Origin of the sequence: Pseudomonas putida (assembly GCF_001976065.1) — a bacterium.
GTDB lineage: Bacteria > Pseudomonadota > Gammaproteobacteria > Pseudomonadales > Pseudomonadaceae > Aquipseudomonas > Aquipseudomonas serbica.
The window spans coordinates 86,867-110,490 of sequence record NZ_MNAH01000009.1 but is presented as its reverse complement, the minus strand read 5'-3'; the positions used below and the strand labels follow the sequence as shown (position 1 = coordinate 110,490).

The 23,624-nt window shown below is 60.9% G+C and carries 21 protein-coding genes; 14 read left to right on the top strand and 7 right to left on the bottom strand.

All coding sequences use genetic code 11. The features are described from left to right. The first annotated feature begins 417 nt into the window (after positions 1-417). Positions 418-897, top strand: a complete 480-nt coding sequence (locus BKX96_RS25725) for an Lrp/AsnC family transcriptional regulator (RefSeq protein WP_007894448.1) — start codon at positions 418-420, stop codon at positions 895-897. Positions 898-1,095: 198 nt separating this feature from the next. Continuing rightward, positions 1,096-1,305 (top strand): DUF2788 domain-containing protein, encoded by a 210-nt coding sequence (locus BKX96_RS25720; RefSeq protein WP_046815823.1) that lies wholly within the window; start codon positions 1,096-1,098, stop codon positions 1,303-1,305. On the opposite strand, the gene BKX96_RS25715 is transcribed toward BKX96_RS25720, so the two are convergent. The 4 genes from BKX96_RS25715 to BKX96_RS25700 all read right to left on the bottom strand — a co-directional run bounded on the left by BKX96_RS25715 (position 1,300) and on the right by BKX96_RS25700 (position 7,797). After that, entirely contained in the window at positions 1,300-1,935 is a 636-nt protein-coding gene (locus tag BKX96_RS25715; RefSeq protein ID WP_077185816.1) for a pseudouridine synthase, read from the bottom strand. The two genes, BKX96_RS25720 and BKX96_RS25715, sit on opposite strands and share 6 nt — an antisense overlap. A gap of 69 nt (positions 1,936-2,004) precedes the next feature. Further along, on the bottom strand, positions 2,005-3,504 hold the full coding sequence (gene amn / locus BKX96_RS25710; RefSeq protein WP_178134371.1) for an AMP nucleosidase: 1,500 nt from the start codon (positions 3,502-3,504) through the stop codon (positions 2,005-2,007). Positions 3,505-3,688: 184 nt separating this feature from the next. Next, positions 3,689-5,338 (bottom strand): acyl-CoA dehydrogenase family protein, encoded by a 1,650-nt coding sequence (locus BKX96_RS25705; protein WP_046815825.1) that lies wholly within the window; start codon positions 5,336-5,338, stop codon positions 3,689-3,691. 74 nt (positions 5,339-5,412) lie between these two features. Further along, positions 5,413-7,797, bottom strand: a complete 2,385-nt coding sequence (locus tag BKX96_RS25700) for a hybrid sensor histidine kinase/response regulator (protein ID WP_077185815.1) — start codon at positions 7,795-7,797, stop codon at positions 5,413-5,415. Between the two features lie 302 nt (positions 7,798-8,099). Between BKX96_RS25700 and BKX96_RS25695 the strand changes: the two genes are divergently transcribed. The 4 genes from BKX96_RS25695 (at position 8,100) to BKX96_RS25680 (ending at position 11,618) form a co-directional block, all read left to right on the top strand. Then, entirely contained in the window at positions 8,100-8,897 is a 798-nt protein-coding gene (locus BKX96_RS25695; protein WP_046815827.1) for a hydroxymethylpyrimidine/phosphomethylpyrimidine kinase, read from the top strand. A gap of 18 nt (positions 8,898-8,915) precedes the next feature. Further along, positions 8,916-9,539, top strand: a complete 624-nt coding sequence (gene thiE / locus BKX96_RS25690) for a thiamine phosphate synthase (protein WP_077185814.1) — start codon at positions 8,916-8,918, stop codon at positions 9,537-9,539. A gap of 15 nt (positions 9,540-9,554) precedes the next feature. Further along, on the top strand, positions 9,555-10,838 hold the full coding sequence (gene hemL / locus BKX96_RS25685) for a glutamate-1-semialdehyde 2,1-aminomutase (RefSeq protein WP_077185813.1): 1,284 nt from the start codon (positions 9,555-9,557) through the stop codon (positions 10,836-10,838). Positions 10,839-11,063: 225 nt separating this feature from the next. After that, positions 11,064-11,618, top strand: a complete 555-nt coding sequence (locus BKX96_RS25680; protein WP_046815830.1) for a tetratricopeptide repeat protein — start codon at positions 11,064-11,066, stop codon at positions 11,616-11,618. 132 nt (positions 11,619-11,750) lie between these two features. Here BKX96_RS25680 and BKX96_RS25675 read toward each other — a convergent pair whose 3' ends face one another. Then, positions 11,751-12,080, bottom strand: coding sequence for a DUF1820 family protein (locus BKX96_RS25675; RefSeq protein ID WP_008066015.1), 330 nt, complete (start codon positions 12,078-12,080; stop codon positions 11,751-11,753). Positions 12,081-12,215: 135 nt separating this feature from the next. On the opposite strand from BKX96_RS25675, the gene miaB reads away from it, so the two are divergent. From miaB to lnt, 5 genes are all read left to right on the top strand, one after another. Then, positions 12,216-13,544, top strand: coding sequence for a tRNA (N6-isopentenyl adenosine(37)-C2)-methylthiotransferase MiaB (gene miaB, locus BKX96_RS25670; protein ID WP_179092181.1), 1,329 nt, complete (start codon positions 12,216-12,218; stop codon positions 13,542-13,544). Between the two features lie 204 nt (positions 13,545-13,748). Next, positions 13,749-14,756 (top strand): PhoH family protein, encoded by a 1,008-nt coding sequence (locus tag BKX96_RS25665; protein WP_046815832.1) that lies wholly within the window; start codon positions 13,749-13,751, stop codon positions 14,754-14,756. After that, positions 14,749-15,243 carry an rRNA maturation RNase YbeY gene (ybeY, locus tag BKX96_RS25660; protein ID WP_046815927.1) on the top strand — a complete coding sequence of 165 codons (495 nt, stop codon included), beginning with the start codon at positions 14,749-14,751 and terminating at the stop codon, positions 15,241-15,243. The genes BKX96_RS25665 and ybeY overlap by 8 nt, the downstream gene beginning before the upstream one ends. A 5-nt stretch (positions 15,244-15,248) precedes the next feature. After that, positions 15,249-16,088, top strand: a complete 840-nt coding sequence (locus BKX96_RS25655) for a CorC family transporter (RefSeq protein ID WP_046815833.1) — start codon at positions 15,249-15,251, stop codon at positions 16,086-16,088. Positions 16,089-16,104: 16 nt separating this feature from the next. Beyond that, positions 16,105-17,628 carry an apolipoprotein N-acyltransferase gene (gene lnt, locus BKX96_RS25650; RefSeq protein ID WP_046815834.1) on the top strand — a complete coding sequence of 508 codons (1,524 nt, stop codon included), beginning with the start codon at positions 16,105-16,107 and terminating at the stop codon, positions 17,626-17,628. 97 nt (positions 17,629-17,725) lie between these two features. Here the strand turns inward: lnt and BKX96_RS25645 are convergent, their stop codons facing one another. Next, a complete protein-coding gene (locus BKX96_RS25645) occupies positions 17,726-18,487 on the bottom strand; it encodes a YdcF family protein (protein WP_077185811.1) in 762 nt (253 codons plus the stop codon). A gap of 105 nt (positions 18,488-18,592) precedes the next feature. After that, complete coding sequence (locus BKX96_RS25640; RefSeq protein ID WP_046815836.1) at positions 18,593-18,913, bottom strand: hypothetical protein; 321 nt, start codon at positions 18,911-18,913, stop codon at positions 18,593-18,595. A gap of 280 nt (positions 18,914-19,193) precedes the next feature. On the opposite strand from BKX96_RS25640, the gene leuS reads away from it, so the two are divergent. The 3 genes from leuS to holA all read left to right on the top strand — a co-directional run bounded on the left by leuS (position 19,194) and on the right by holA (position 23,569). Continuing rightward, positions 19,194-21,800, top strand: coding sequence for a leucine--tRNA ligase (gene leuS / locus BKX96_RS25635; RefSeq protein ID WP_077185810.1), 2,607 nt, complete (start codon positions 19,194-19,196; stop codon positions 21,798-21,800). Positions 21,801-21,888: 88 nt separating this feature from the next. Next, entirely contained in the window at positions 21,889-22,494 is a 606-nt protein-coding gene (locus BKX96_RS25630) for an LPS-assembly lipoprotein LptE (RefSeq protein WP_046815928.1), read from the top strand. Positions 22,495-22,531: 37 nt separating this feature from the next. Beyond that, positions 22,532-23,569, top strand: coding sequence for a DNA polymerase III subunit delta (gene holA, locus BKX96_RS25625; RefSeq protein ID WP_046815838.1), 1,038 nt, complete (start codon positions 22,532-22,534; stop codon positions 23,567-23,569). Positions 23,570-23,624: the final 55 nt, after the last annotated feature.

Below are 23,624 nucleotides of genomic sequence, written 5' to 3'. Positions count from 1 at the left end.
TCAGGGCCTGTACATAAGACTGGAATTGCCCAGGCCGGTTCTGCAACAGGTTATCAGTCGCGCGACTTATTTAATGAGGGCGGGAGGAAAATCGCGGGCAAGAAAAAGGGGAGACCCGTCGGCCTCCCCTTGAGAACTTCGTCCGTGCTCGACGCTTTTGACGTCGGCTCACCTCACGCCGTCTTCTGGACAGTGTGCAGCTCGGGGGCCAGCACATCCCCTGTGGGGGTGGCGACCGCGGCGGGCCTGATTCGGCGGGCCGCTGTGGACTGTTTGTCCGAGCAGTGATTCTGGTGATAAGAATAGGCCTGGGGCGGCGGCAGAGGATTGCGAAGATTGCTGAAATAAACATCACTTGCGCAATTTTTAACCCTGGATAGATAATCTGTCGCAATAGTTATGACAAGGGACCGTTTGATGAGCAAACTTGACCGATACGACCTGAGCATTCTGGCTGAATTGCAGCGCGATGCGCGCATCTCCAATCAGGAGCTGGCCGAACGCATCGGCCTGTCGCCTTCACCCTGCTCGCGGCGGGTCAAGCAGCTGGAAGACGATGGCTACATTACCCGCCAGGTCGCCCTGCTCGACCGCAAGATGCTCGGCCTGAGCCTGACGGCGTACGTACTGATCGGCATGGACCGACACACGCCGGAGCGCTTCGAAAACTTCGAAGCCGCCATCCGCACCTTGCCGCAGGTACTGGAATGCAGCCTGGTGACCGGGATGGATGCCGATTATCAGCTCAAGGTGGTGGTGCCGGACATGGACCATTATCAGAAATTGCTGTTGGGGCATCTGACGCGGATTGAAGGGGTGACCAGTGTGCGTTCGAGTTTTGTGTTGAACCAGGTGTTGAACAGCACTGAACTGCCTTTGACTCATCTGCGCAGTTAAAATCGCCTTCGCTGGCGAGCCAGCTCCTACAGGGGTTCATATACGCTGGAGATTCATTGTAGGAGCTGGCTTGCCAGCGAAGGGGCCAGCACAGGCGACGAATAGCTGCGACACGCTGCCGCAGGTCAACGCCCAGCCAATGTCCATTGGCGTATACTCCGCGCGCCCTTTCAGCCTCGCCCGCGCCGGAGATGTTCAATGGATCCTGCAGTTTTTGAAGAGTGGATGATGACCGGCCTGGTCAGCATCCTTATCATTTTCATGGGTTTCATCGTCTGGGATCTGGCGAAAAAGTCCAAGGCCGGGCGGTTCGGCTCGTTTATCCTGTTTTTCGTGCTGGGGCTTGGCGTGGCGGCATTCGTCATCAAGAGCGTGGTGATCGGCCTGATCGAAACCGGCACTTTATAAACGCGCCGGCACCTCTTTCCACTGGCCCTGATCGAGCCCCTCGATCGACCAGTCACCGATCCTGACCCGCACCAGCCGCAACGTCGGCAACCCAACCGCCGCGGTCATGCGGCGCACCTGCCGGTTGCGGCCTTCGCGAATCACCAGCTCCAGCCAATGGGTCGGCACGCTTTTACGAAAGCGTACCGGCGGGTTGCGCGGCCACAACTGCGGCTCATCCAGTTGCCGCGCCTCGGCAGGCAGGGTCATGCCATCGTTCAATTCGACACCGTCACGCAAGCGCTGCAACTGCTCGGCGCTCGGCTCGCCTTCGACCTGCACCCAGTAGGTCTTGGCCAGTTTGTGTTTCGGGTCGGCGATGCGCGCCTGCAACTGGCCGTCATTGGTCAGCAGCAGCAGGCCTTCGCTGTCGCGGTCCAGCCGTCCTGCGGGGTAGATCCCCGGAACATCGATGTAGTCCTTGAGGGTCGAGCGCCCTTCTGCGTCGCTGAATTGCGTCAGCACATCAAAAGGTTTGTTGAACAGGATCAACCTGGGCTCGGCCGGTGGCGCCTTGGCGACACGGCGCGGGGCTGCGGGGGATGGTTTTGCGCCAGGGCGGCGGGAAACAGGACGTGGCGGACGGGACATGGCGTACAAACATCTAACGGTCAGGGCTGCCAATGCTAGTAGCCCGACCGTTAAATAACCATCGGCAAATCAGCGGAACGGTGGCTCGTCGAAGCTGCGCAGCTTGCGCGAGTGCAACGAATTGAGCTCGGTGCGCAGCAGATCCACGGCTTCGATGCCGATTTTCAAGTGCTGGCTGACCGCGCGCTCATAGAAGGCGTTGGCTGACCCTGGCAACTTGATCTCGCTGTGCAGGGGTTTGTCCGACACACAGAGCAATGTGCCGTAAGGTACCCGCAAGCGATAACCCTGGGCCGCGATCGTGCCGCTTTCCATGTCCACCGCCACCGCGCGGGACAGGTTGATCAGCGGCCGCTCCTGGGCCCAGCGCAACTCCCAGTTGCGATCGTCGTAAGTCAGTACGGTGCCGGTACGCAGGCGTTTTTTCAGTTCGTCACCCTTCTCGCCGGTGATGTTGGCCGCCGCCTGTTGCAGTGCGAGCTGCACTTCGGCCAGGGCTGGAATCGGAATATTCGGTGGCACGACCCGGTCGAGAATTCCATCACGGCGCATATACGCGTGGGCCAGCACGTAGTCGCCAATGGTCTGCGATTGGCGCAGGCCACCGCAGTGGCCGATCATCAGCCAGCAATGCGGACGCAGTACCGCCAGATGGTCAGTGATGTTCTTGGCGTTGGACGGCCCGACGCCGATATTGACCAGGGTCACGCCGTGACCGTCGGTGGCGATCAGGTGGTAGGCCGGCATCTGGTAGCGATGCCAGACCACGCCCGCGGCGATCGCCGAGGCTTCGCCGTGATCCATGCTCTTTTCGATGATCACGTTGCCCGGCAGCACCATGCGCACGAAGCGCGGGTCTTTGCGCAGTTGCTCCAGGCCATGGACGATGAACTGGTCGACGTAGCGGTGATAGTTGGTCAGCAGGATCCATGGCTGCACATGCCGCCAGTCGCTGCCGGTGTAATGCACCAGGCGGCGCAGGGAAAAATCCACCCGGGCGGCATCGAACAATGCCAGTGGCAGCGGATCGGTGTTTTCCCAATCGTACAAACCATCGGCAATTCCGTCGGTCGCCGCCGACAGGTCGGTACTGGGGAATACCCGCGCCAGCACGGCGGCGGTGACACCGGAACCGGCCAACTCATCACCCTGCTCGACCACGTACGGATAAGGAATGTTCTGCTGGCTGACACCGACTTCTACAGTCACGGTGAAGTCGTGCATCAACGGCACGAGTTGCTCCAGCAGGTATTTACGGAAGGCGGAGGGATGGGTGACGGTGACGCTGTAGGTGCCCGGCAACTGGACCTTGGCGTAGGCGCGCGTGGTCTGCGGGACTTCGCCCTGGCAGAGATAAGTCAGGCGCAGTTCGGGATAACGAAACATCGCCCGTTGTTCGGCGTCCGGCTCGACACGATCCTTGAGATAACGCTTGAGCGCCTGGCTCAGCGCGGTGGTTGCACGATTGTGCAAGAGCGCAAGCCGGTCTACAGCTTGCTCGGCGGTTTGAACGACAATAAAAGCTTCGGTCACGATCAGCATCCTGTGTTCTGACTTGCAGGCCTTCATCTTGCCTGTAACGTCGCTTCACGGGAACAGTGGCCACTGCACAAATAGAATGTTCACCACCGATCAATGTGGGCGCGGGCTTGCTCGCCAAAGCAGTAGATCATTCAACATTGATGCCGACTGAAAACCGCTTTCGCGAGCAAGCCCGCCCCCACAGGGTTGAGTGGCGCTCATCCGATTGTGTTCAGAATCCCTGCGGGGTGGACCGGGCGACAATGGCTTGCACATCCACCCCGCGCGGCAGCCCACCGTAAACCCGGCCGCCGCCATTCAAACGACTGGCGATAAACCCGTCACTCACCGCCGCATTCCCCGCCTCCAGCAACAGCTTGGCCTGCAACCCGAGCGCAATGTCTTCGGTCAATTGCCGGGCGCGGTATTGAATGTCGCCGGTGTCCTTGAAAGCGCTGTGCAGCTGGCTGATGTGCGCGGCCAGACGCTTGTCGCCATGACCATCGCCCAACTCGCTGAACAGAGCATCGAGCACACCCGGCTCCTTGGACAGGGCTCGCAGCACATCGAGGCATTGCACGTTGCCGGAACCTTCCCAAGTCGAGTTCACCGGAGCCTCGCGGTACAGGCGTGGCAGGATGCTGTCTTCGACGTATCCCGCCCCACCCATGCATTCGGCGGCTTCGTTGATCATGGCCGGCGCGCGCTTGCAGATCCAGTACTTGCCCACGGCCGTCACCAGCCGGGCAAACTTCGCTTCCTGTGCGTCATCCAGATGATCCAGCGCCCGGCCCATGCGCAGGCTCAAGGCCAGGGCGGCTTCGCTTTCCAGTGCCAGGTCCGCCAGCACGTTCTGCATCAAGGGCTGTTCGCTGAGCAACTTGCCGCCCACCTGGCGGTGGGCGCAGTGATGGCTGGCCTGGGTCAGTGCCTGGCGCATCAACGAGCTTGAGCCGACCATGCAATCGAAGCGGGTCATGGCGACCATCTCGATGATCGTCGGCACCCCGCGCCCCTCTTCTCCGACCATCCACGCCAGGGCACCGCGAAACTCCACTTCACTGGACGCATTGGAGCAGTTGCCGAGTTTGTTTTTCAGGCGCTGGATGTAGAACTGATTGCGCGTGTCGTCCGGACGATGCCGCGGCAGCAGGAAACAGGTCAGGCCCTTGTCCGTTTGCGCCAGCGTCAGGAAGGCATCGCACATGGGCGCCGAACAGAACCACTTGTGCCCCACCAGCTCGTAAGCCTGGCCAGGACCGCTGGCGCCCACAGGATACGCCTTGGTGGTGTTGGCCCGGACGTCGGTACCGCCCTGCTTCTCGGTCATGGCCATACCGATGGTAACCCCGGCCTTGTGGGCCATGCCGACGTTGCGCGGATCGTATTTCGTGGCGAGGATCTTTGGCAGCCATTGCTCTGCCAGGTCCGGTTGCAGGCGCATCGCCGGAACACTGGCGAATGTCATGGTCAGCGGGCAGCCGCTGCCGGCCTCGGCCTGACTGTGCAAGTACGTCATGGAGGCGCGGGCGACATGGGCACCGTCCTGCGGATGAGCCCAGGGCAACGAGGTCAGGCCATGCTCGACCGCTGTGCGCATCAACTCGTGATAGGCCGGATGAAATTCCACCAGATCGATGCGATGACCGTAGCGATCATGGCTGCTGAACACAGGTTTGTTCTGATTGGCCAGAAATCCCGCCGCCATCAGCGGTCCGCCAGCGAGAGCGCCGTATGCATCGATCCGCGACTCGGCCCAACCGGCCCCGAAACGCCGCAACCACTCCTGCAGGGGCAAGTCGATGCGATACAGGTTGACGCCATCCAGCGAAGGCGGCTGGTTGGTGACGTCGTGGGTTTCGGCGAACTGATGCAGGTTCATGACGGGGCTCCTTTGGTCAGCCAAGGGATTTCAGTTAAGCACCGCCCATTGGCCGAACAAAGTGTCATATCTGCCTAACTGTCGGCGCTTTCGCCCTGCTCTGCACAGAGCACTCGTCGATGAAGCGCGGCCTGCAAGTCCTCGAACTTCACCGGCTTGCTCAAATGGTCGATCTGCGCGCCGGTCGGGCAGCGCTCCCGGTCGGTACCCAGGGCGATCATGAACACCGGCAGTTGCGAGCAACCAGGCAACGCCCGGACCTGGCAGCACAGGGAAACACCGTCCAGAGACTGCAACTGACAATCGACCAGCACCGCATCGAAGCTTTCGCGCTGCAGCAAATCGAGTGCGGCGAGGCCGCTGTCAGCCGTTCGCACGCGGAATCCGAGTTTAAGCAACATACCGCGCATCACCAACTGACTGACGTTGTTGTCATCCACCAGCAATACGCTGCAATCCTGTGGCAGGCGCATTTGTGACCCTTCCCGCGTCGCAAGTGGCACGGCAGGCCGCTCCGGTGCCGGCACGTCAAACTCGACGTCCAGCTGGAAACGGCTACCGCGCCCCGGCTCGGAGCGGTGTGTCAGGCGTCCGCCGAGCAGCTCCACCAGTTGCCGGCAGATGGCCAGGCCGACACCCAGGCCGCCGTACTCGCGCGTCATCGAACCGTCGAACTGGAAAAAGCGCTGATACATCGTCGCCTCGCCAAGATCGGTGAAGCCGATACCGGTGTCGATCACCGCAAAGGACAATGCCAGTCGCTCGGGGCTGAGCGTTTTCCCAGTGACCCGCAGCGCCAGGCCACCCACCCGGGTGAACTTGATGGCGTTATCGAGCAAGCACTCCAGGCATTGCGCCAACTTTACGCTATCGCCGTGCAAGCGATCCGGCACACCGGGAGCCACGTCGACCTTGAAGTCCAGCGACTTACTCGAAGCATTACCATCGAACTGTGCGCGCAATGTCTCCACCACCGCGCGCAAACTGAAGGTAGCCGGGGTCGCCGTGAGCTTGCCGGCCTGCAGCTCTGTCAGGGTGAGAATGCCGTTGACCATGCGCATCATGTCCCGCGCCGACCCCGCAGCCGTTTGCTGATATTGCTCCAGCTCAGGGTCCATCTCGACGGTCTGCATCAGTTCCAGAGAACCGATCACGCCGTTCATGGGCGTGCGCAACTCGTGGGTCAGGGTGGCGAGGAATTCGTCCTTGAGCTTGTTGCTGTGTGCCAGTTGCTGGTTGAGCACCTCAAGCTTTTGCCCCGCGTCGAGCAGGGTTTGCGCCTGCTGCTCACGCATGGCATTGATACGGTCGGCGAGGGCCATGGACAGCAGCGCCACTTCGATGGCCGAGCCGATCTGGCTGGAGTACATGGTCAGGAAGACGTTGGGCAGGTAACCCAGCACCATCAGGGTATTGATGATGCCGCCGAGCAGAAACGCCGACCAGGCAATGATGAAATAACGCGCGACCCGCAACCCCCGCAGCCAGGCAAAAATACCCGCGGCAAAGATTACCACCGTGAAGGTCAGCGCCAGGGTCGTGGCCAGGCGCAAGGCCAGGGCGTAACTGGTCATCAGGGAAAGCCCGACCACCAGCGCGCCGAAGGCCACCAACGCCAGCAGCAAGCGATCCATCCAGCGGCTGAGGGTGGCGGTCTGCAGGAAGCTGCGCGCGAACTGGCTGCCGAATAACCCGGCGCAACCAATGAAAAAGGGCGTAGAAGCGTTGGCCCACCAGGGATTGTCGGGCCAGAAGTACTGCACGGCGGCGCCGTTCACAGACAGCTGATACAAGCCGAACGAGGCGATGTAGAAGATGTAGTAGAGATAGCTGGTGTCGCGCACGCTGAGGTAGATGAACAGGTTGTAGACCAGCATCCCCAGCAATACACCGTAGATCAGCCCCAACACATAGAGGCGCACCGGCTGGTCTTCGAGATACGCCGTACTGGACCACAGCGTGACCGGGGCCTGGATCGACCCCTGGCTTTGCAGGCGCAAGTACAGGGTTTGCGCCTGGTCAGGGGCAAAATTCACAGTGAACAGGTAGTTGTTCTGGCGGATTTCGCGACTGGCGAACGGCAAGGCATCGCCGGTCTGCCTGGCCAACTCATAATTGCCGCTTGCATCAGGCAGATACAGGTCAAGGTGATCGAGCGGTGGGTACGCCAACTCCAGCAGCCAGGTCCGGTGCGCAGACGGGTGGGTCGGGCGATAATGCAAATCGATTTTCAGCCAGAACACCGATCGCGAATAACCGGCATTGAGGGTGTCTTTATCATGCGCCTTGAAGTTGCCGGCCGCCGCCTGCGCACGGACATCAGCGACGGTCGCCTGACCACCCACATCTTCAAACACTTGCAGGGTTCGCCCGAGGGGAAGGCTTTGGGTGAGTTCATTGAACTCAACGGCGTTCGCCAAGAGGGGCAAACACAACACAAACATCAGCAAATAGCGCATTTATGCCCCAGCGTGGCCTGTCCGGTCTTGTCAGGAAGCCCCCCATTCCTTTTGAGTAGACGTAAACCGGTGACACCCATTATTGGTTTGGATCCACTCTAGCATAGCCGTTGATGGCTAATGAGCACTACAGAAATTTTTCCTACAACAGCTCTAGCACGGGCGTTCCAGCGAAGATTATTGAGTTAGAGCGGTTCTATCGAACAGAAAAGGACAAGGGCTTGAAAGCAGGTGTCATTTCCCGCATCAACGTTCATTGGCCGACGCCCGGAAAAAGATGTTTGGTGGTAAGCTCGCGCACCATGAATATCTACAGCTCTCGCCCCGTTGTCCTCTGTCTCTCCGGCCACGACCCAAGTGGTGGCGCCGGCTTGCAGGCAGATATCGAAGCCTTGCTCGCCCAGGGTTGCCATGCGGCTCCGGCCGTTACCGCCCTGACCGTGCAAGACACTGTCAATGTCACTGACTTTCGCGTCCTCGACCGTGAGTGGGTGTTGGCCCAGGCCAATGCCGTGCTCAACGATTCCGAAGTCGCCGCCGTCAAGCTAGGCATGCTCGGTTCCCTGGAAATGGTCGACACCGTGGTCGAACTGCTCTCGGCGCACCCGCACTTGCCAGTAGTCTGCGACCCGGTCCTGCGCGCCGGTGGCGGTGGACGCCTGGGCAAGGACGAAGTCGGCTATGCCATGCGCGAACGCCTGCTGCCGCTTTCGATCATCGCCACCCCCAACCTTCCCGAGGCCCGTATCCTCGCGGAACTGCCCGAAGGCACCGCGGACCAGTGCGCTGAAAAACTCCTGCCATTCGTCAAGCACCTGCTGATCACCGGCGGCCATGGCGACGAAACCGAAATCCACAACCGCCTGTACAGCCGCGATGGCTTGCGCGAAACCTATACCTGTCAACGCCTGCCTGGCAGCTACCACGGCTCGGGCTGCACCCTGGCCAGTGCGCTTGCCGGCCGTCTGGCCCAAGGTGAAAACCTCGCCAGCGCCGTACAGACTGCACTTAACTACACGTGGCGCACCCTGCGCGATGCGGAGCAGCTGGGCAAAGGCCAATTCGTGCCACGCCGCCTGCCACTGGACTTCTGTTCGTAACGCCATGAGGCCTGCTTGATGAAACTACGTGGCCTGTACGCCATTACCGACAGCCAGTTGCTGGCCGGTAAATTTCTTTCGTACGTAGAGGCGGCGCTGGAAGGCGGCGTCACCCTGCTGCAGTATCGCGACAAAAGCAGCGATGAAGCCCGTCGACTGCGCGAGGCCGAAACCCTGCGCGATCTGTGCGAACGCTACAAGACCCGGTTGATCATCAACGACGACGCCGAGCTGGCGGCACGCCTGAACGTGGGCGTGCATCTGGGCCAGACCGATGGCCCGCTGTCGCCAACCCGCGCCCTGCTCGGCTCGAAGGCCATCATTGGCTCGACGTGCCACGCGCAACTCGAACTGGCCGAGCAAGCTGCCAAGGAAGGCGCCACGTATGTCGCGTTTGGCCGCTTCTTCAATTCCAACACCAAGCCCGGCGCACCGACCTGCAGCCTCGACCTGCTCGACCAGGCCCGCCAGCAGTTGCACCTGCCGATCTGCGCGATCGGCGGCATCACCCTGGACAACGCCGCTCCGCTGGTGGCCCACGGCGTCGATCTGCTGGCGGTGGTGCATGGCTTGTTCGGCGCCGAGAGCACGGCTGAAGTGACCCGTCGTGCCCGCGCCTTTAACGAATTACTGAAAATCTGATTTGAGAGCCCGATCATGTCTCGTTCCGAAACGCTGTTTGCCAATGCCCAGAAACACATTCCCGGTGGTGTGAACTCGCCGGTTCGCGCGTTCAAGAGCGTTGGCGGCACGCCGTTGTTCTTCAAGCACGCTGAAGGCGCCTACGTCACCGACGAAGACGACAAGCGTTATGTCGATTACGTCGGTTCGTGGGGCCCGATGATCCTCGGCCACAGCCACCCGGACGTCCTGGACGCGGTGCGCAAGCAGCTTGAACACGGCTTGTCCTACGGCGCGCCGACCGAGATGGAAACCCAGATGGCTGATCTGGTGTGCTCGCTCGTACCGTCGATGGAAATGGTACGCATGGTCAGCTCCGGCACCGAAGCGACCATGAGCGCCATTCGCCTGGCCCGTGGTTTCACCGGTCGCGACAGCATCATCAAGTTCGAAGGCTGCTACCACGGCCACTCCGACAGCCTGCTGGTCAAGGCCGGCTCCGGCGCCCTGACCCAGGGCGTGCCGAGCTCGGCGGGTGTGCCCGCGGCGTTCGCCAAGCACACCCTGACCCTGCCGTTCAACGACATCGACGCCGTCGAGGCCATGCTCGCCGAAGTCGGCCAGGACGTGGCGTGCATCATCGTCGAGCCGGTCGCCGGCAACATGAACTGCGTGCCGCCGGCCCCAGGTTTCCTCGAAGGCCTGCGGAGCCTGTGCGACAAGCACGGCGTGGTGCTGATTTTCGACGAAGTGATGACCGGTTTCCGTGTTGCCCTCGGCGGCGCCCAGGCTCACTACGGCGTGACGCCGGACCTGACCACCTTCGGCAAGATCATTGGCGGCGGCATGCCGGTGGGCTGCTTCGGCGGCAAGCGCGAAATCATGTCGCGCATCGCCCCGCTGGGTCCGGTCTACCAGGCCGGTACACTGTCGGGCAACCCACTGGCAATGGCGGCGGGCCTGACCACCTTGCGCCTGATCAGCCGTCCCGGCTTCCACGACGAACTGACCGACTACACCACTCGCCTGCTCGACGGCTTGCAAGTGCGTGCCGATGCGGCCGGCATTCCATTCGTGACCACCCAGGCCGGCGGCATGTTCGGCCTGTACTTCAGTGGCGCCGACGACATCGTGACCTTCGATGACGTGATGGCCAGCGACACAGCCTTGTTCGGCCGCTTCTTCCACCTGATGCTGGAAGGTGGCGTCTACCTGGCGCCGAGCGCTTTCGAAGCCGGCTTCACCTCGATCGCCCACGGCGACGCCGAGTTGAAACTCACCCTGGATGCCGCCGAGCGCGCATTTGCAGCACTGAAGTAACGCTGTTGCGCTGACGCCGGCCATTGCCGGCGTCAGCTTTTACTTACGCTCCTGCCCTTTTTTCTACTCATCTGCTAATAATCCCCTGCAAAGTGGGCGATATATTTCCCGCGCAGCAGAAAAACGAGTAAAGACTTTGTAAGGTTGGCCCTGCTTATTTCATAATGCGCGCTTATTGGATCCCCTCGATGGGTCCGCGCGCCCCTCAGAGGTAAGTCGATTCCCATGAACCGCACCGGCCGCGCCCTTTCACTGGGCTGCCTGTTGCTCCTTCAGCCCCTGCTCGCGCTCGCACAAGCAGGCGGTAACTCGTTGTTAATCCCAGCGATGGGTCGCTGCACCCTCAATACCGAGCCGCAAGACCTGGCCCAGGCACTCGCCGCCTGCCAGAAAGCGTCTGATGAAGGGGATGCTCAAGCGCAATACGAGTTGGGTGAGTTCTACTACGACGGTAAAAACGCGCCACGGGATCTCAATAAAGCCCTGAGCTACTTCGAAAAGGCCTCGCTGCAAGGCCACGCCCAGGCACAATTCAAACTCGGCACCATGTTCTTTCATGGCGAAGGCGTACCGGCCAATAACATTCAGGCGTATATCGTGCTGAAGATGGCCGCGGTCAATGGCGCAGAAGAAGCGCTGGACACCGCCGACGAAGTGGCCGAGAAAATGCCCCGCCAGGAACTGGAAGTCGCCACTCAGGTGCTTGGGCAGATTTTCCGCAAATACCTGATGGAATTGCAGAGCGCCGATGGGCGTACGCCGTTCGCGCCGCTTCCCTGATTTCTGTATTGATCTGTCTGGCCCCTTCGCGAGCAGGCTCGCTCCCACAGTTGATTTCTGGTGTTCACAAATATTGTGTTCGCAGAAGATCCATTGTGGGAGCGAGCCTGCTCGCGAAGAGTGCGTTGAGCCTTACTTCTCAGGCATCGGCACCGGAAACGGCATCACATTGCCGACCGTGCCGCGGGCTTCGCTGATTTTCGGTGTGCCCAGGCGCTCGACCTCGTCGATACGCACGATCGAATGCATCGGCACGAAACTGCGCACGACGCCTTCGAATTGCGCCTTGAGCTTCTCTTCGCTCGGGTCTACGACTACCTGTGTGCGCTCGCCAAAGACGAACTCTTCCACTTCCAGGAAGCCCCACAGATCGCTCTGATAGATCTGCTTGGCGTACATTTCGAACACCTGGCCCTGATTGAGGAAAATCACCTTGTAGATTGGAGCTTCACGTTTGGTCATGGTGGGCGAGCAACACATCGAGGGATAAAAATGAGGGCGCGAACTATAGCATAGCCGCCAGACGCGCAGCGGTAGGAACCTGAGTACATGTTCCCTATAATGCGCGGTTCTTTGAATCACGTGATGACTCTCTCCATGGCCAAGAAGCTTTACATCGAAACCCACGGTTGCCAGATGAACGAGTACGACAGCTCGCGCATGGTCGATCTGCTGGGCGAACACCAGGCCCTGGAAGTCACCGCGCGCGCTGAAGATGCCGACGTGATTCTGCTCAACACCTGCTCGATCCGCGAGCGCGCCCAGGATCGTGTCTATTCCCAACTGGGCCGCTGGCGCGAATTGAAGTTGGCCAACCCGGAGATGGTGATCGCCGTCGGTGGCTGCGTGGCCAGCCAGGAAGGCGCCGCCATTCGCGATCGCGCGCCCTATGTCGACGTAGTGTTCGGCCCGCAGACCCTGCACCGCCTGCCGGAAATGATCGACGCCGCACGCAGCAGCAAGCTGCCGCAAGTCGACGTCTCGTTCCCCGAAATCGAAAAATTCGACCATTTGCCAGAGCCGCGCATCGACGGCCCGAGCGCCTACGTGTCGGTGATGGAAGGTTGCAGCAAGTACTGCACGTTCTGCGTGGTGCCCTACACCCGCGGTGAAGAGGTCAGCCGCCCGTTCGATGACGTGATTGCCGAAATCATTCACCTGGCCGAACACGGCGTGCGAGAAGTGACGTTGCTCGGGCAAAACGTCAACGGCTATCGCGGCAAGACCCACGACGGTCGCCTGGCGGATCTGGCCGAACTGATCCGCGTGGTCGCCGCAGTCGATGGCATCGACCGCATCCGCTACACCACCTCGCACCCGCTGGAATTCTCCGACAGCCTGATCCAGGCCCATGCCGACGTTCCGGAACTGGTCAAACACCTGCACCTGCCGGTGCAATCAGGCTCGGACCGCATCCTCGCGGCGATGAAGCGCAACCACACGGCGCTGGAATACAAATCCAAGCTGCGCAAACTGCGCGCCGCCGTGCCGGGGATATGCATCAGTTCGGACTTCATCGTCGGCTTCCCCGGCGAGACCGAAAAAGACTTCGAACAGACCATGAAGCTGATCCAGGACGTCGGCTTCGACTTCTCCTACTCGTTCGTCTACAGCCAGCGCCCGGGCACGCCCGCCGCCGACCTGGCCGACGAGACGCCGGAAGAACTGAAGAAAGAGCGCCTGAACGCCCTGCAACATCGCCTTAACCAGCAGGGTTTCGAGATCAGCCGACAAATGGTCGGTTCGATTCAGCGGATTCTTGTTACCGATTATTCCAAGAAAGACCCCGGTGAGCTGCAAGGCCGGACCGAGAATAACCGTATCGTCAACTTCCGCTGCGATAATCCGACCCTGATCGGCCAGTTCGCCGATGTGCATATCGACGCCGCACAGCCACACTCGCTGCGGGGCTCACTGATCCAGTAACGCCGAAGATCCCTGTGGGAGCGGGCTTGCTCGCGAAGAGGGCGTGCCAGTCGACATTAACGGGGCTGACACACCGCATTCGCGAGCAGGCTTGCTCCCACAGGGGACGGTGTTTGAAGCTGGAATATTTAAGAGCTTTCGCACCCGCGCCACTGGCGCTATCCTTGAATCATCCCAATTGCCCCAGGGCGGCTAAATACGACCTTGAACGCACCCATCGAACCACATCGTTTCATCCTCGAGCCCTTTGAGGCTCGCCGCTTCGCCAATCTGTGCGGGCAATTCGACGAGCATCTGCGCTTGATCGAACAGCGCCTGACCATCGAGATCCGCAACCGCGGAAACCAGTTCGAGCTGATCGGCGAGCCAAAACACACCACCTCCGCGGAAAACCTCCTGCGCCGCCTGTACCGGGAAACCAAGGGTACCGAGCTGTCGCCGGACATGGTGCACCTGTTCCTGCAGGAATCCGCCGTCGAAGAGCTGGACAACCACTCCCCCGCCGAAGCCTCCGTCGCCCTGCGCACCAAAAAAGGCATGATTCGCCCTCGCGGCTTGAATCAGTTGCGCTACGTGAAGGAAATCCTCGGTAACGATATCAACTTCGGCATCGGCCCGGCCGGTACTGGCAAGACCTACCTGGCCGTCGCCTGTGCGGTAGATGCGCTGGAACGCGAACAGATCCGGCGCATCCTGCTGGTGCGTCCGGCGGTCGAAGCGGGTGAAAAACTCGGTTTCCTGCCCGGTGACCTGTCGCAGAAAATCGACCCGTACCTGCGTCCGCTCTACGACGCGCTTTATGAAATGCTCGGCTTCGAATACGTCGCCAAGCTGATCGAACGCCAAGTGATCGAAGTTGCGCCACTGGCCTACATGCGTGGCCGGACGTTGAACAACAGCTTCATCATCCTCGACGAAAGCCAGAACACCACGGTCGAACAGATGAAGATGTTCCTGACCCGGATCGGCTTCGGCTCCACGGCCGTCATCACCGGTGACATCACCCAGGTCGACCTGCCTCGCGGCACCAAGTCCGGGCTGCACCACGTGATCGAAGTCTTGAAGGACGTGCCGGGCATCAGTTTCACGCACTTCCAGCCCAAGGACGTTGTGCGCCATCCATTGGTGCAACGGATTGTCGAAGCCTACGAGCGCTTCGAAACCAAGGCGGCCGATGATGCTGCCGCCAGGGATAGCCGACGCGATGCTTGAGCTTGATCTGCAAATCGCGACCCAAGCGCCTGCCCCTGGCGAAGCCGAGTTCCGCCAATGGTGCGAGCTGGCCCTGCGCCAGCGCACCGCCGACTCCGAGATGACCATTCGCCTGGTCGACGAGGCCGAAGGTCGCGAGCTGAATAACACTTGGCGGCAAAAGGATTACGCCACCAACGTCTTGTCGTTTCCTGCAGATGTGCCTGACGAATTTCTCGACATCCCGCTGCTGGGCGACCTGGTGATCTGCGTGGCCGTGGTCGAGCGTGAAGCCGCCGAGCAAGGCAAGGCACCCCAGGCCCACTGGGCGCATCTGGTGATCCACGGCTGCTTGCATCTGCTTGGTTACGACCATATTGAAGATGACGAAGCCGAAGAGATGGAAGCACTGGAACGAACGTTGCTTGCAGAACTGGGCTATCCCGATCCGTACGCGGACGACGAAATCGAAACATCCCCTACCGAAACAACAAAGGATTCAGAGTAATCGCTATGAGCGAAGATCGATCGAGCAACGGGCAGAAGTCTTGGCTGGGTAAGCTCACCCAGGCTTTTGCCCACGAGCCGAAGAACCGCCAGGAGCTGCTGGAGCTGCTGCGCGATGCACACCAGAACAAACTGCTGGACAGCGAAGCGCTGGCCATCGTCGAAGGCGCTATCCAGGTTGCCGACCTGCAGGTACGGGACATCATGGTCCCGCGCTCACAGATGGTCAGCATCAAGGCGACCCAGACACCTCGCGAGTTCCTCCCCGCCGTGGTCGACTCGGCCCACTCCCGCTACCCGGTGATCGGCGAAAGCCACGATGACGTGATGGGCGTGTTGCTGGCCAAGGACTTGCTGCCGTTGATCCTCAGGGAGAACGGCGACAGTTTCAACATCAAGGACCTGCTGCGCCCGGCCACTTTCGTGCCGGAGTCCAAGCGCCTGAACGTACTGCTGCGTGAATTCCGCGCCAACCACAACCACATGGCCATCGTCATTGACGAATACGGCGGCGTGGCAGGCCTGGTGACCATCGAAGACGTACTGGAACAGATCGTCGGCGATATCGAAGACGAACACGACGTCGAAGAAGACAGCTACATCAAGCCACTGCCCAGCGGCGACTTCCTGATCAAGGCCCTGACCCCGATCGAGAACTTCAACGAGTTCTTCGACAGCGAGTTTTCCGACGATGAGTTCGACACCGTTGGCGGCCTGGTGATGAGCGCGTTCGGACACCTGCCAAAACGCAACGAAATCACTGAAATCGGCGCCTATCGCTTCCGCATCCTGAACGCCGACAGTCGGCGGATTCATTTGCTGCGACTGACGCCTATCGCCCGGTAAAAACCTAAGGATTGAAATGCGCTGGACAACCCGCCCCGGCTGGCCCGGTAACCTGCTGGCCGTGGCGGCCGGTGCAATCACCACCCTGGCCCTGGCGCCGTTCGATATCTGGCCACTGGCACTGCTGGCGGTCGGGCTTTTCTATGCCGGCTTGCGTGAACTGAATCCACGCCAGGCCCTGGGGCGAGGCTGGTGTTTCGGCTTCGGCCTGTTTGGCGCCGGCACCAGCTGGATCTACTACAGCATTCATCACTTCGGCGGTGCGTCAGTGCTGCTGGCCGGTTTCCTGATGCTGATCTTCACGGCGGCGATTGCCTGGTTCTTCGCCCTGCCCGCCTGGATTTGGGCGCGCTGGCTGCGGCGCAACGAAGCGCCGCTGGCGGACACCCTGGCATTCGCTGCGCTATGGGTCGGCCAGGAGGCATTTCGCGGCTGGTTCCTGACCGGTTTCCCATGGCTCTACTCCGGCTACAGCCAACTGGACGGCCCCTTGGCCGGGCTCGCGCCTGTCGGCGGAATGTGGCTGATATCCTTCACCCTGGCCCTGACTGCGGCATTGATCTACAACGCCATGCGCCTGGTACGCACGGGACGCAAAGGTTTCATCGCCGTGGGCGTGGTGCTGCTGGCAGGTCCGTGGGTAGCCGGCATGGCGCTCAAGCAGCACGCCTGGACCAGCCCCTCCGGTGCGCCGTTGAGCGTCGCGGCGATCCAGGGCAACGTCGAACAGAGCATGAAGTGGGACCCGGCGCAGCTCAACGCGCAATTGGAGCTGTACCGCGACATGAGCTTCAGTTCGAAACGGGTCGATTTGCTGATCTGGCCGGAAACTGCGGTCCCGGTGCTCAAGGAGTCGGCCCAGGGCTACCTGGACATGATGGGTAAATTCGCAGCCGAGCGGGATTCGGCCATGATTACCGGCGTGCCTATCCGCGAAGTCGTCCACCAGCAGAAACGCTTCTACAACGGCATTACCGTAGTCGGCGAAGGCGATGGCACCTACCTCAAGCAGAAGCTGGTGCCGTTCGGCGAATACGTGCCGTTGCAGGATGTGCTGCGAGGCCTGATCGCGTTCTTCGACCTGCCCATGTCGGACTTTGCACGGGGCCCTTCCGACCAGGCCATGTTGCAAGCCAAGGGTTACCAGATTGCACCATACATCTGCTACGAAGTGGTGTACCCAGAGTTCGCCGCCGGCCTTGCCGCCCAAAGCGACCTGCTGCTGACCATCAGTAACGACACCTGGTTCGGCACGTCCATCGGCCCGCTGCAGCACTTGCAGATGGCACAGATGCGTGCACTCGAGGCTGGACGATGGATGATTCGCGCCACCAACAATGGCGTGACCGGCCTGATCAACCCATTTGGCCAGATCACCGCGCAGATCCCGCAGTTCGAGCGCGGCATTCTGTATGGCGAAGTGGTCCCGATGCACAACCTGACGCCTTACCTGCAATGGCGGTCGTGGCCGTTGATCATTGTTTGTGTGCTGCTGTTTGGCTGGGCGTTGATTGCCAGCCGGATGGCCAAGACGGTCTAGACCGACGACGCATGAACCCTGTAGGAGCTGGCTTGTCGGGTCGCCGCATCGCAGCGAAGAACGCCTTCGCCGGCAAGCCGGCTCCTACAGAACGGGGTCAACGGTAAAACAACCAATAACCGATCTGTCCCGCCGCCTCATTCAACAACTGTCCGTTGCGCCAGATCGCCTTGAACTCCGGCATCCAGCCACCCAGTGGCTCGCCGTTGTTGACGCTCAGGAATCCCACTGGCGCTGGTACCACTTCAAAACCTGCCTTGTGGAAACTCCAGACCGCTCGAGGCATGTGCCAGGCCTGAGTGACCACCACCACGCGCTTGATGCCTTCAGGCAACAAGACCTCGGCGCTGAATGTCGCGTTCTCCCAGGTGGTTCGACTTTGGCCTTCCTGCCAACGCACCGCCACGCCAAAATCATCGCGCAACGACTCAGCCATCAATTTGGCTTCAGTTGGCGGTGTGCCGTAATGCAAACCGCCACTGGTCAATATCGGCAAGCCCGAAGCCTTGGCCAGGCGAGCGGCATAGCGCATTCGCTCAAGGGCCACTCCGGTGGGCTGGTCACTGCCCCAGGCCAGATCACCCCGTTCGCGTCCGGCCCCCAGCACCACGATCGCATCGGCGCGCTGGGCCAAGGTTGCCCATTCGTCACGAGCCAAGGGAGCTTCACGCTCAAGGAGCCCGGCGCCCCATTGCACCATCACCGGCAGGCTCATCAACCAGAAGCCACCCACACCCAGCGCAAAGCACCCACCGGCAAGGCGCGGCCTTGAGCGGCGCAGCCACCAGGCAAGCACCAACAACAGGATTAGAACGCCGGGCGGCATCAGAAGGTGTTTAACGAAATAGCGAAAAGGCATCGGGCATCTCCTCAAAGATGCCCGAAGCCTAAGTGGGTTGACGCATTGCGACAATAAATACGGAAGGACTATGCTTCAAAAAACCGTGGAGCATGGCTCTATGCCTTATTTGAACTGCAGGGACCGGACCTTTACCGCGTCTCTGCCAGGTATTTTGTCCTTGAGCCAGATGATCTTGGCCGAACGTGGTGCGTCGAGTTGCTTCACTGCCTCAGACAAGCATCCCTGCGTCTCACGCTCACTGCGATCGAGGTACGCCTTGACCAGTGCAAACTCTGCGGGGCTCAGGCCCCGCAACTCCAGTTCCAAAGGGCGTTCGTCGCGCAGCCGACCAGCTGTTTTGGCTGCATCAAGGGCCATGCCCAAACGATCGATCAGTCTTTCGTACAACTCCGGTTTTGTAACTTTCTGCCGTGACTCAACCATCCCTCACCTCATTGGAAGATAAGACCTACTCCCCAGTTAGAGCTTAGCTTCCATCGACAAACCGGCTGGACGCCGCGACCAACGGCCCTCGCAGCGGTTTTTGCGAGACGCACGGCAGTAATCAGGGTTTCCCTCGATAGAGTGCGGTCATGTATGCTACGGCGCTTCCTGTAACTCCACTTCCAGCTCCTCTGGACACCGAAACGCCGAATTGGCGCGATCACCGTCCAGCGTCGCATTGAAGAGGATTAGGCCACCCCTATTCAGTTCAAAAGTAGCCATGCACGAACAATATCAGCCCCGTGAAATCGAAGCCGCCGCCCAGTCATTCTGGGACGAGCAAAAGTCCTTTGAAGTCAGTGAACAGCCAGGCAAGGAGACCTACTACTGCCTGTCGATGTTCCCTTACCCCAGCGGCAAGCTACACATGGGGCACGTGCGCAACTACACCATCGGCGACGTGATCTCCCGCTACCAGCGCATGCAGGGCAAGAACGTGCTGCAACCCATGGGTTGGGACGCCTTCGGCATGCCGGCGGAAAACGCCGCGATGAAGAACAACGTAGCGCCCGCCAAGTGGACCTACGAGAACATCGCCTACATGAAGACCCAGCTGCGCAGCCTGGGCCTGGCGGTGGACTGGTCGCGCGAAGTGACCACCTGCAAGCCCGACTACTACCGTTGGGAACAATGGCTGTTCACCCGCCTGTTCGAAAAAGGTGTGATCTACAAAAAAAGCGGCACCGTGAACTGGGACCCGGTCGACCAGACTGTCCTGGCCAACGAGCAAGTGATCGACGGCCGTGGCTGGCGTTCCGGCGCGCTGATCGAAAAGCGCGAAATCCCGATGTACTACTTCAAGATCACCGCCTACGCGGATGAGCTGCTGGAAAGCCTCGACGACCTGCCGGGCTGGCCTGAACAGGTCAAGACCATGCAGCGCAACTGGATCGGCAAATCCCGCGGCATGGAAGTGCAGTTCCCGTACAACGTCGACTCCATCGGCGAAACCGGCGCACTGAAAGTCTTCACCACCCGTCCGGATACACTCATGGGAGCGACGTACGTCGCTGTGGCTGCCGAGCACCACCTGGCCACCCTCGCCGCCAAGAACAACCCTGAGCTGCAAGCGTTCATCGCCGAATGCAAAGGCGGCAGCGTCGCCGAAGCCGACGTCGCCACCCAGGAGAAAAAAGGCCTGCCAACCGGCCTGTTCGTCGAGCACCCGCTGACGGGTGAAAAACTGCCGGTATGGGTCGCCAACTACGTGCTGATGCACTACGGCGACGGCGCGGTCATGGCTGTTCCGGCCCACGACGAGCGCGATTTCGAGTTTGCCCACAAGTACAACCTGCCGGTTAAATCGGTAGTGCGCACCAGTTCCGGTGACATCAACCCGGCGCCATGGCAAGACGCCTACGGCGAGCACGGCACGCTGATCAATTCCGGCGAGTTCGACGGCCTGGACTTCGCCGGCGCGTTCGACGCCATTGAAGTCGCGCTGATCAAGAAAGAACTGGGCGCCTCGCGCACCCAATTCCGTCTGCGCGACTGGGGCATCAGCCGCCAGCGCTACTGGGGCTGCCCGATCCCGATCATCCACTGCACCACCTGCGGTGACGTGCCGGTGCCGGAAGATCAACTGCCTGTCGTACTGCCAGAAGACGTCGTACCCGATGGCGCCGGTTCGCCACTGGCACGCATGCCCGAGTTCTACGAGTGCAGCTGCCCGAAATGCGGCCAGCCTGCCAAGCGTGAAACCGACACGATGGACACCTTCGTCGAGTCCTCGTGGTACTACGCTCGTTACGCCTCGCCGCACTTTGAAGGCGGCCTGGTAGAAAAATCCGCGGCCGACCACTGGTTGCCGGTCGACCAGTACATCGGCGGCATCGAACACGCGATCCTGCACCTGCTCTATGCGCGCTTCTTCCACAAGCTGATGCGCGACGAAGGCCTGGTGAGCTCCAACGAGCCGTTCAAGAACCTGCTGACCCAAGGCATGGTGATCGCCGAGACTTATTACCGTCGTGAAGCCAACGGTGCCTACACCTGGTTCAACCCGGCGGACGTCGAGCTCGAACGCGACAGTAAAGCCAAGGTCATCAGCGCCAAGCTGATCGCGGACGGCCTGCCGGTGGAAATCGGTGGCACCGAGAAGATGGCCAAATCGAAGAACAACGGCGTTGACCCACAGTCGATGATCGACCAGTTCGGCGCCGACACCTGCCGGCTGTTCATGATGTTCGCCTCGCCGCCGGACATGAGCGCGGAATGGTCCGACTCGGGCGTCGAAGGTTCGCACCGCTTCCTCAAGCGCGTCTGGCGCCTGGCTCAAGCGCACGTCACCCAGGGCCTGCCGGGCAAACTGGACGTCGCCGGCCTGAACGACGAGCAGAAAGCCATTCGCCGTTCGATCCACCAGGCCATCAAGCAGGCCAGCCACGACGTCGGCCAGAACCACAAATTCAACACCGCCATCGCCCAGGTGATGACGCTGATGAACGTACTGGAAAAAGCCGCGCAAGACACCGAACAGGATCGTGCACTGGTCCAGGAAGGCCTGGAAACCGTGACCTTGTTGCTGGCGCCGATCACCCCGCACATCAGCCACGAACTGTGGAATCGACTGGGTCACGCCGATCCGGTGATCGACGCCGCCTGGCCGGTGCTGGACGAGAGCGCGCTGGTGCAGGACAGCCTGACGCTGGTCATCCAGGTCAACGGCAAGCTGCGCGGCCAGATCGAAATGCCGGCCAGTGCCAGTCGCGAAGAAGTCGAAGCCGCCGCACGGGCCAACGAGAACGTGCTGCGCTTCGTCGATGGTCTGACCATTCGCAAAGTGATCGTGGTGCCCGGCAAACTGGTCAACATCGTCGCCAGCTAATTGGATCAGGCGCCTGGCCATGCCAGGCGCCGAACAAAACCTTTCGGGCCGCTCGATTGGCCCACATGGTTTCAAGGGGAGCAACACAATGATCAAACGCAACTTGCTGGTGATAGGCCTCGCAGTCCTGTTGAGCGCCTGCGGCTTCCAGCTGCGTGGCACCGGCACCACCGAACTGGCGATCAAGGAACTCGACGTGAGCGCCCGCGACGCTTACGGCGAAACCGTGACGCAACTGCGCCAGATGCTGGTAAGCAGCGGCGTCAAGGTCTACAACGGCGCCCCTTACAAACTCATCCTGACCAACCAGCAGGAATCCCAGCGTATCCTCAGCTACGCCGGCGCCGGTCGTACGGGCGAGTATCAACTGAGCACAGTGCTCAACTATGACATTCGCGGCCAGGGCAACCTGCCCCTGCTGAGCGACAAACTCGAAGTGCAGAAGGTGTTCATCCATGACGGCAACAACCTGGTAGGTTCCGACCAGGAGGCCAGCGATGCTCGCCGTGAAATGCGTCGCGAGCTGGTTCAACGCATGATGTTGCGCCTGCAGCAATTCACGCCGTCCCAGCTCGACCAGTTGCAGCAGACAGCCGAAGCCAAGGCCAAGGCGGAAGCCGCGGCGCTGGAAGCGGCGCAAAAGGCTGAGGCGCAAACGCCTCGTCAGTCGCCTCTCGAACTGCCTCAGCAGTAAGACTTACGGGGCGCCCTGGCGCCCCGTTTGCCCGCTTATGAAGCTCGCTCCCGCCCAACTCGCCAAACACCTGCAAGGCGCCCTCGCGCCGGTCTACGTCATCAGTGGCGACGATCCCTTGCTGTGCCAGGAAGCCGCCGACGCCATCCGCACGGCCGCCCGCCAACAAGGCTTCGACGAACGCCAGGTGTTCGCCGCCGACGCCAGTTTCGACTGGGGTACCTTGCTGCAAGCTGGCGCCAGCATGTCGCTGTTCGCCGAAAAACGCCTGCTGGAATTGCGCCTGCCTTCCGGTAAACCCGGCGATAAAGGTGCCGCCGCACTCATCGAGTACTGCTCGCGACCGGCCGAAGACACCCTGCTATTGATCAGCCTGCCGAAGCTCGATGGCAGCGCGCAGAAAACCAAATGGGGCAAGGCGCTGGTCGAAGGCCAACAGACCCAATTCGTCCAGATCTGGCCGGTGGATGCCAACCAGTTGCCCAGCTGGATCCGTCAGCGCCTGTCCCAGGCCGGACTGTCCGCCAGCCCGGACGCCGTTGAGCTGATCGCTGCCCGGGTCGAGGGCAACTTGCTGGCTGCTGCCCAGGAAATCGAAAAACTCAAGCTGATGGCCGAAGGCGGCCAGATCACCATTGAAACCGTACAGGCTGCGGTGGCTGACAGTGCGCGCTTCGACGTTTTCGGCCTGACCGACGCCATTCTCAACGGCGAAGCCGCCCACGCACTGCGCATGCTCGAAGGGCTTCGCGGTGAAGGTGTCGAGCCTCCGGTGATTCTCTGGGCCCTGGCCCGGGAACTGCGCCTGCTGGCCAACATTTCGTTGCAGTACAGCCAAGGCACGCCACTGGACAAGGCCTTCAGCCAGGCCAGGCCGCCGGTCTGGGACAAACGTAAACCGCTGATGAGCAAAGCCCTGCAACGCTATTCGGCACAACGCTGGGCGCAACTGTTGCTCGAAGCCCAGCGCATCGACGCGCAGATCAAGGGCCAGGCGGCGGGTTCGCCGTGGATGAGTCTGAGTCGCCTGACATTGTTGATGGCCGGGCAGCGATTGTCGTTACCTGCCGAATAAGATTCTTCCTACAAAACACACGTGCATTTGCGCTATAGACAGCCGCCCAACTTCA

Coding starts and splice junctions, on each gene's coding strand:
- BKX96_RS25725 (WP_007894448.1), top strand. CDS start 418: ATGAGCAAACTTGACCGATACGACCTGAGCATTCTGGCTGAATTGCAG.
- BKX96_RS25720 (WP_046815823.1), top strand. CDS start 1,096: ATGGATCCTGCAGTTTTTGAAGAGTGGATGATGACCGGCCTGGTCAGC.
- BKX96_RS25715 (WP_077185816.1), bottom strand. CDS start 1,935: ATGTCCCGTCCGCCACGTCCTGTTTCCCGCCGCCCTGGCGCAAAACCA.
- amn (WP_178134371.1), bottom strand. CDS start 3,504: ATGAAGGCCTGCAAGTCAGAACACAGGATGCTGATCGTGACCGAAGCT.
- BKX96_RS25705 (WP_046815825.1), bottom strand. CDS start 5,338: ATGAACCTGCATCAGTTCGCCGAAACCCACGACGTCACCAACCAGCCG.
- BKX96_RS25700 (WP_077185815.1), bottom strand. CDS start 7,797: ATGCGCTATTTGCTGATGTTTGTGTTGTGTTTGCCCCTCTTGGCGAAC.
- BKX96_RS25695 (WP_046815827.1), top strand. CDS start 8,100: ATGAATATCTACAGCTCTCGCCCCGTTGTCCTCTGTCTCTCCGGCCAC.
- thiE (WP_077185814.1), top strand. CDS start 8,916: ATGAAACTACGTGGCCTGTACGCCATTACCGACAGCCAGTTGCTGGCC.
- hemL (WP_077185813.1), top strand. CDS start 9,555: ATGTCTCGTTCCGAAACGCTGTTTGCCAATGCCCAGAAACACATTCCC.
- BKX96_RS25680 (WP_046815830.1), top strand. CDS start 11,064: ATGAACCGCACCGGCCGCGCCCTTTCACTGGGCTGCCTGTTGCTCCTT.
- BKX96_RS25675 (WP_008066015.1), bottom strand. CDS start 12,080: ATGACCAAACGTGAAGCTCCAATCTACAAGGTGATTTTCCTCAATCAG.
- miaB (WP_179092181.1), top strand. CDS start 12,216: ATGGCCAAGAAGCTTTACATCGAAACCCACGGTTGCCAGATGAACGAG.
- ybeY (WP_046815927.1), top strand. CDS start 14,749: ATGCTTGAGCTTGATCTGCAAATCGCGACCCAAGCGCCTGCCCCTGGC.
- BKX96_RS25655 (WP_046815833.1), top strand. CDS start 15,249: ATGAGCGAAGATCGATCGAGCAACGGGCAGAAGTCTTGGCTGGGTAAG.
- lnt (WP_046815834.1), top strand. CDS start 16,105: ATGCGCTGGACAACCCGCCCCGGCTGGCCCGGTAACCTGCTGGCCGTG.
- BKX96_RS25645 (WP_077185811.1), bottom strand. CDS start 18,487: ATGCCTTTTCGCTATTTCGTTAAACACCTTCTGATGCCGCCCGGCGTT.
- BKX96_RS25640 (WP_046815836.1), bottom strand. CDS start 18,913: ATGGTTGAGTCACGGCAGAAAGTTACAAAACCGGAGTTGTACGAAAGA.
- leuS (WP_077185810.1), top strand. CDS start 19,194: ATGCACGAACAATATCAGCCCCGTGAAATCGAAGCCGCCGCCCAGTCA.
- BKX96_RS25630 (WP_046815928.1), top strand. CDS start 21,889: ATGATCAAACGCAACTTGCTGGTGATAGGCCTCGCAGTCCTGTTGAGC.
- holA (WP_046815838.1), top strand. CDS start 22,532: ATGAAGCTCGCTCCCGCCCAACTCGCCAAACACCTGCAAGGCGCCCTC.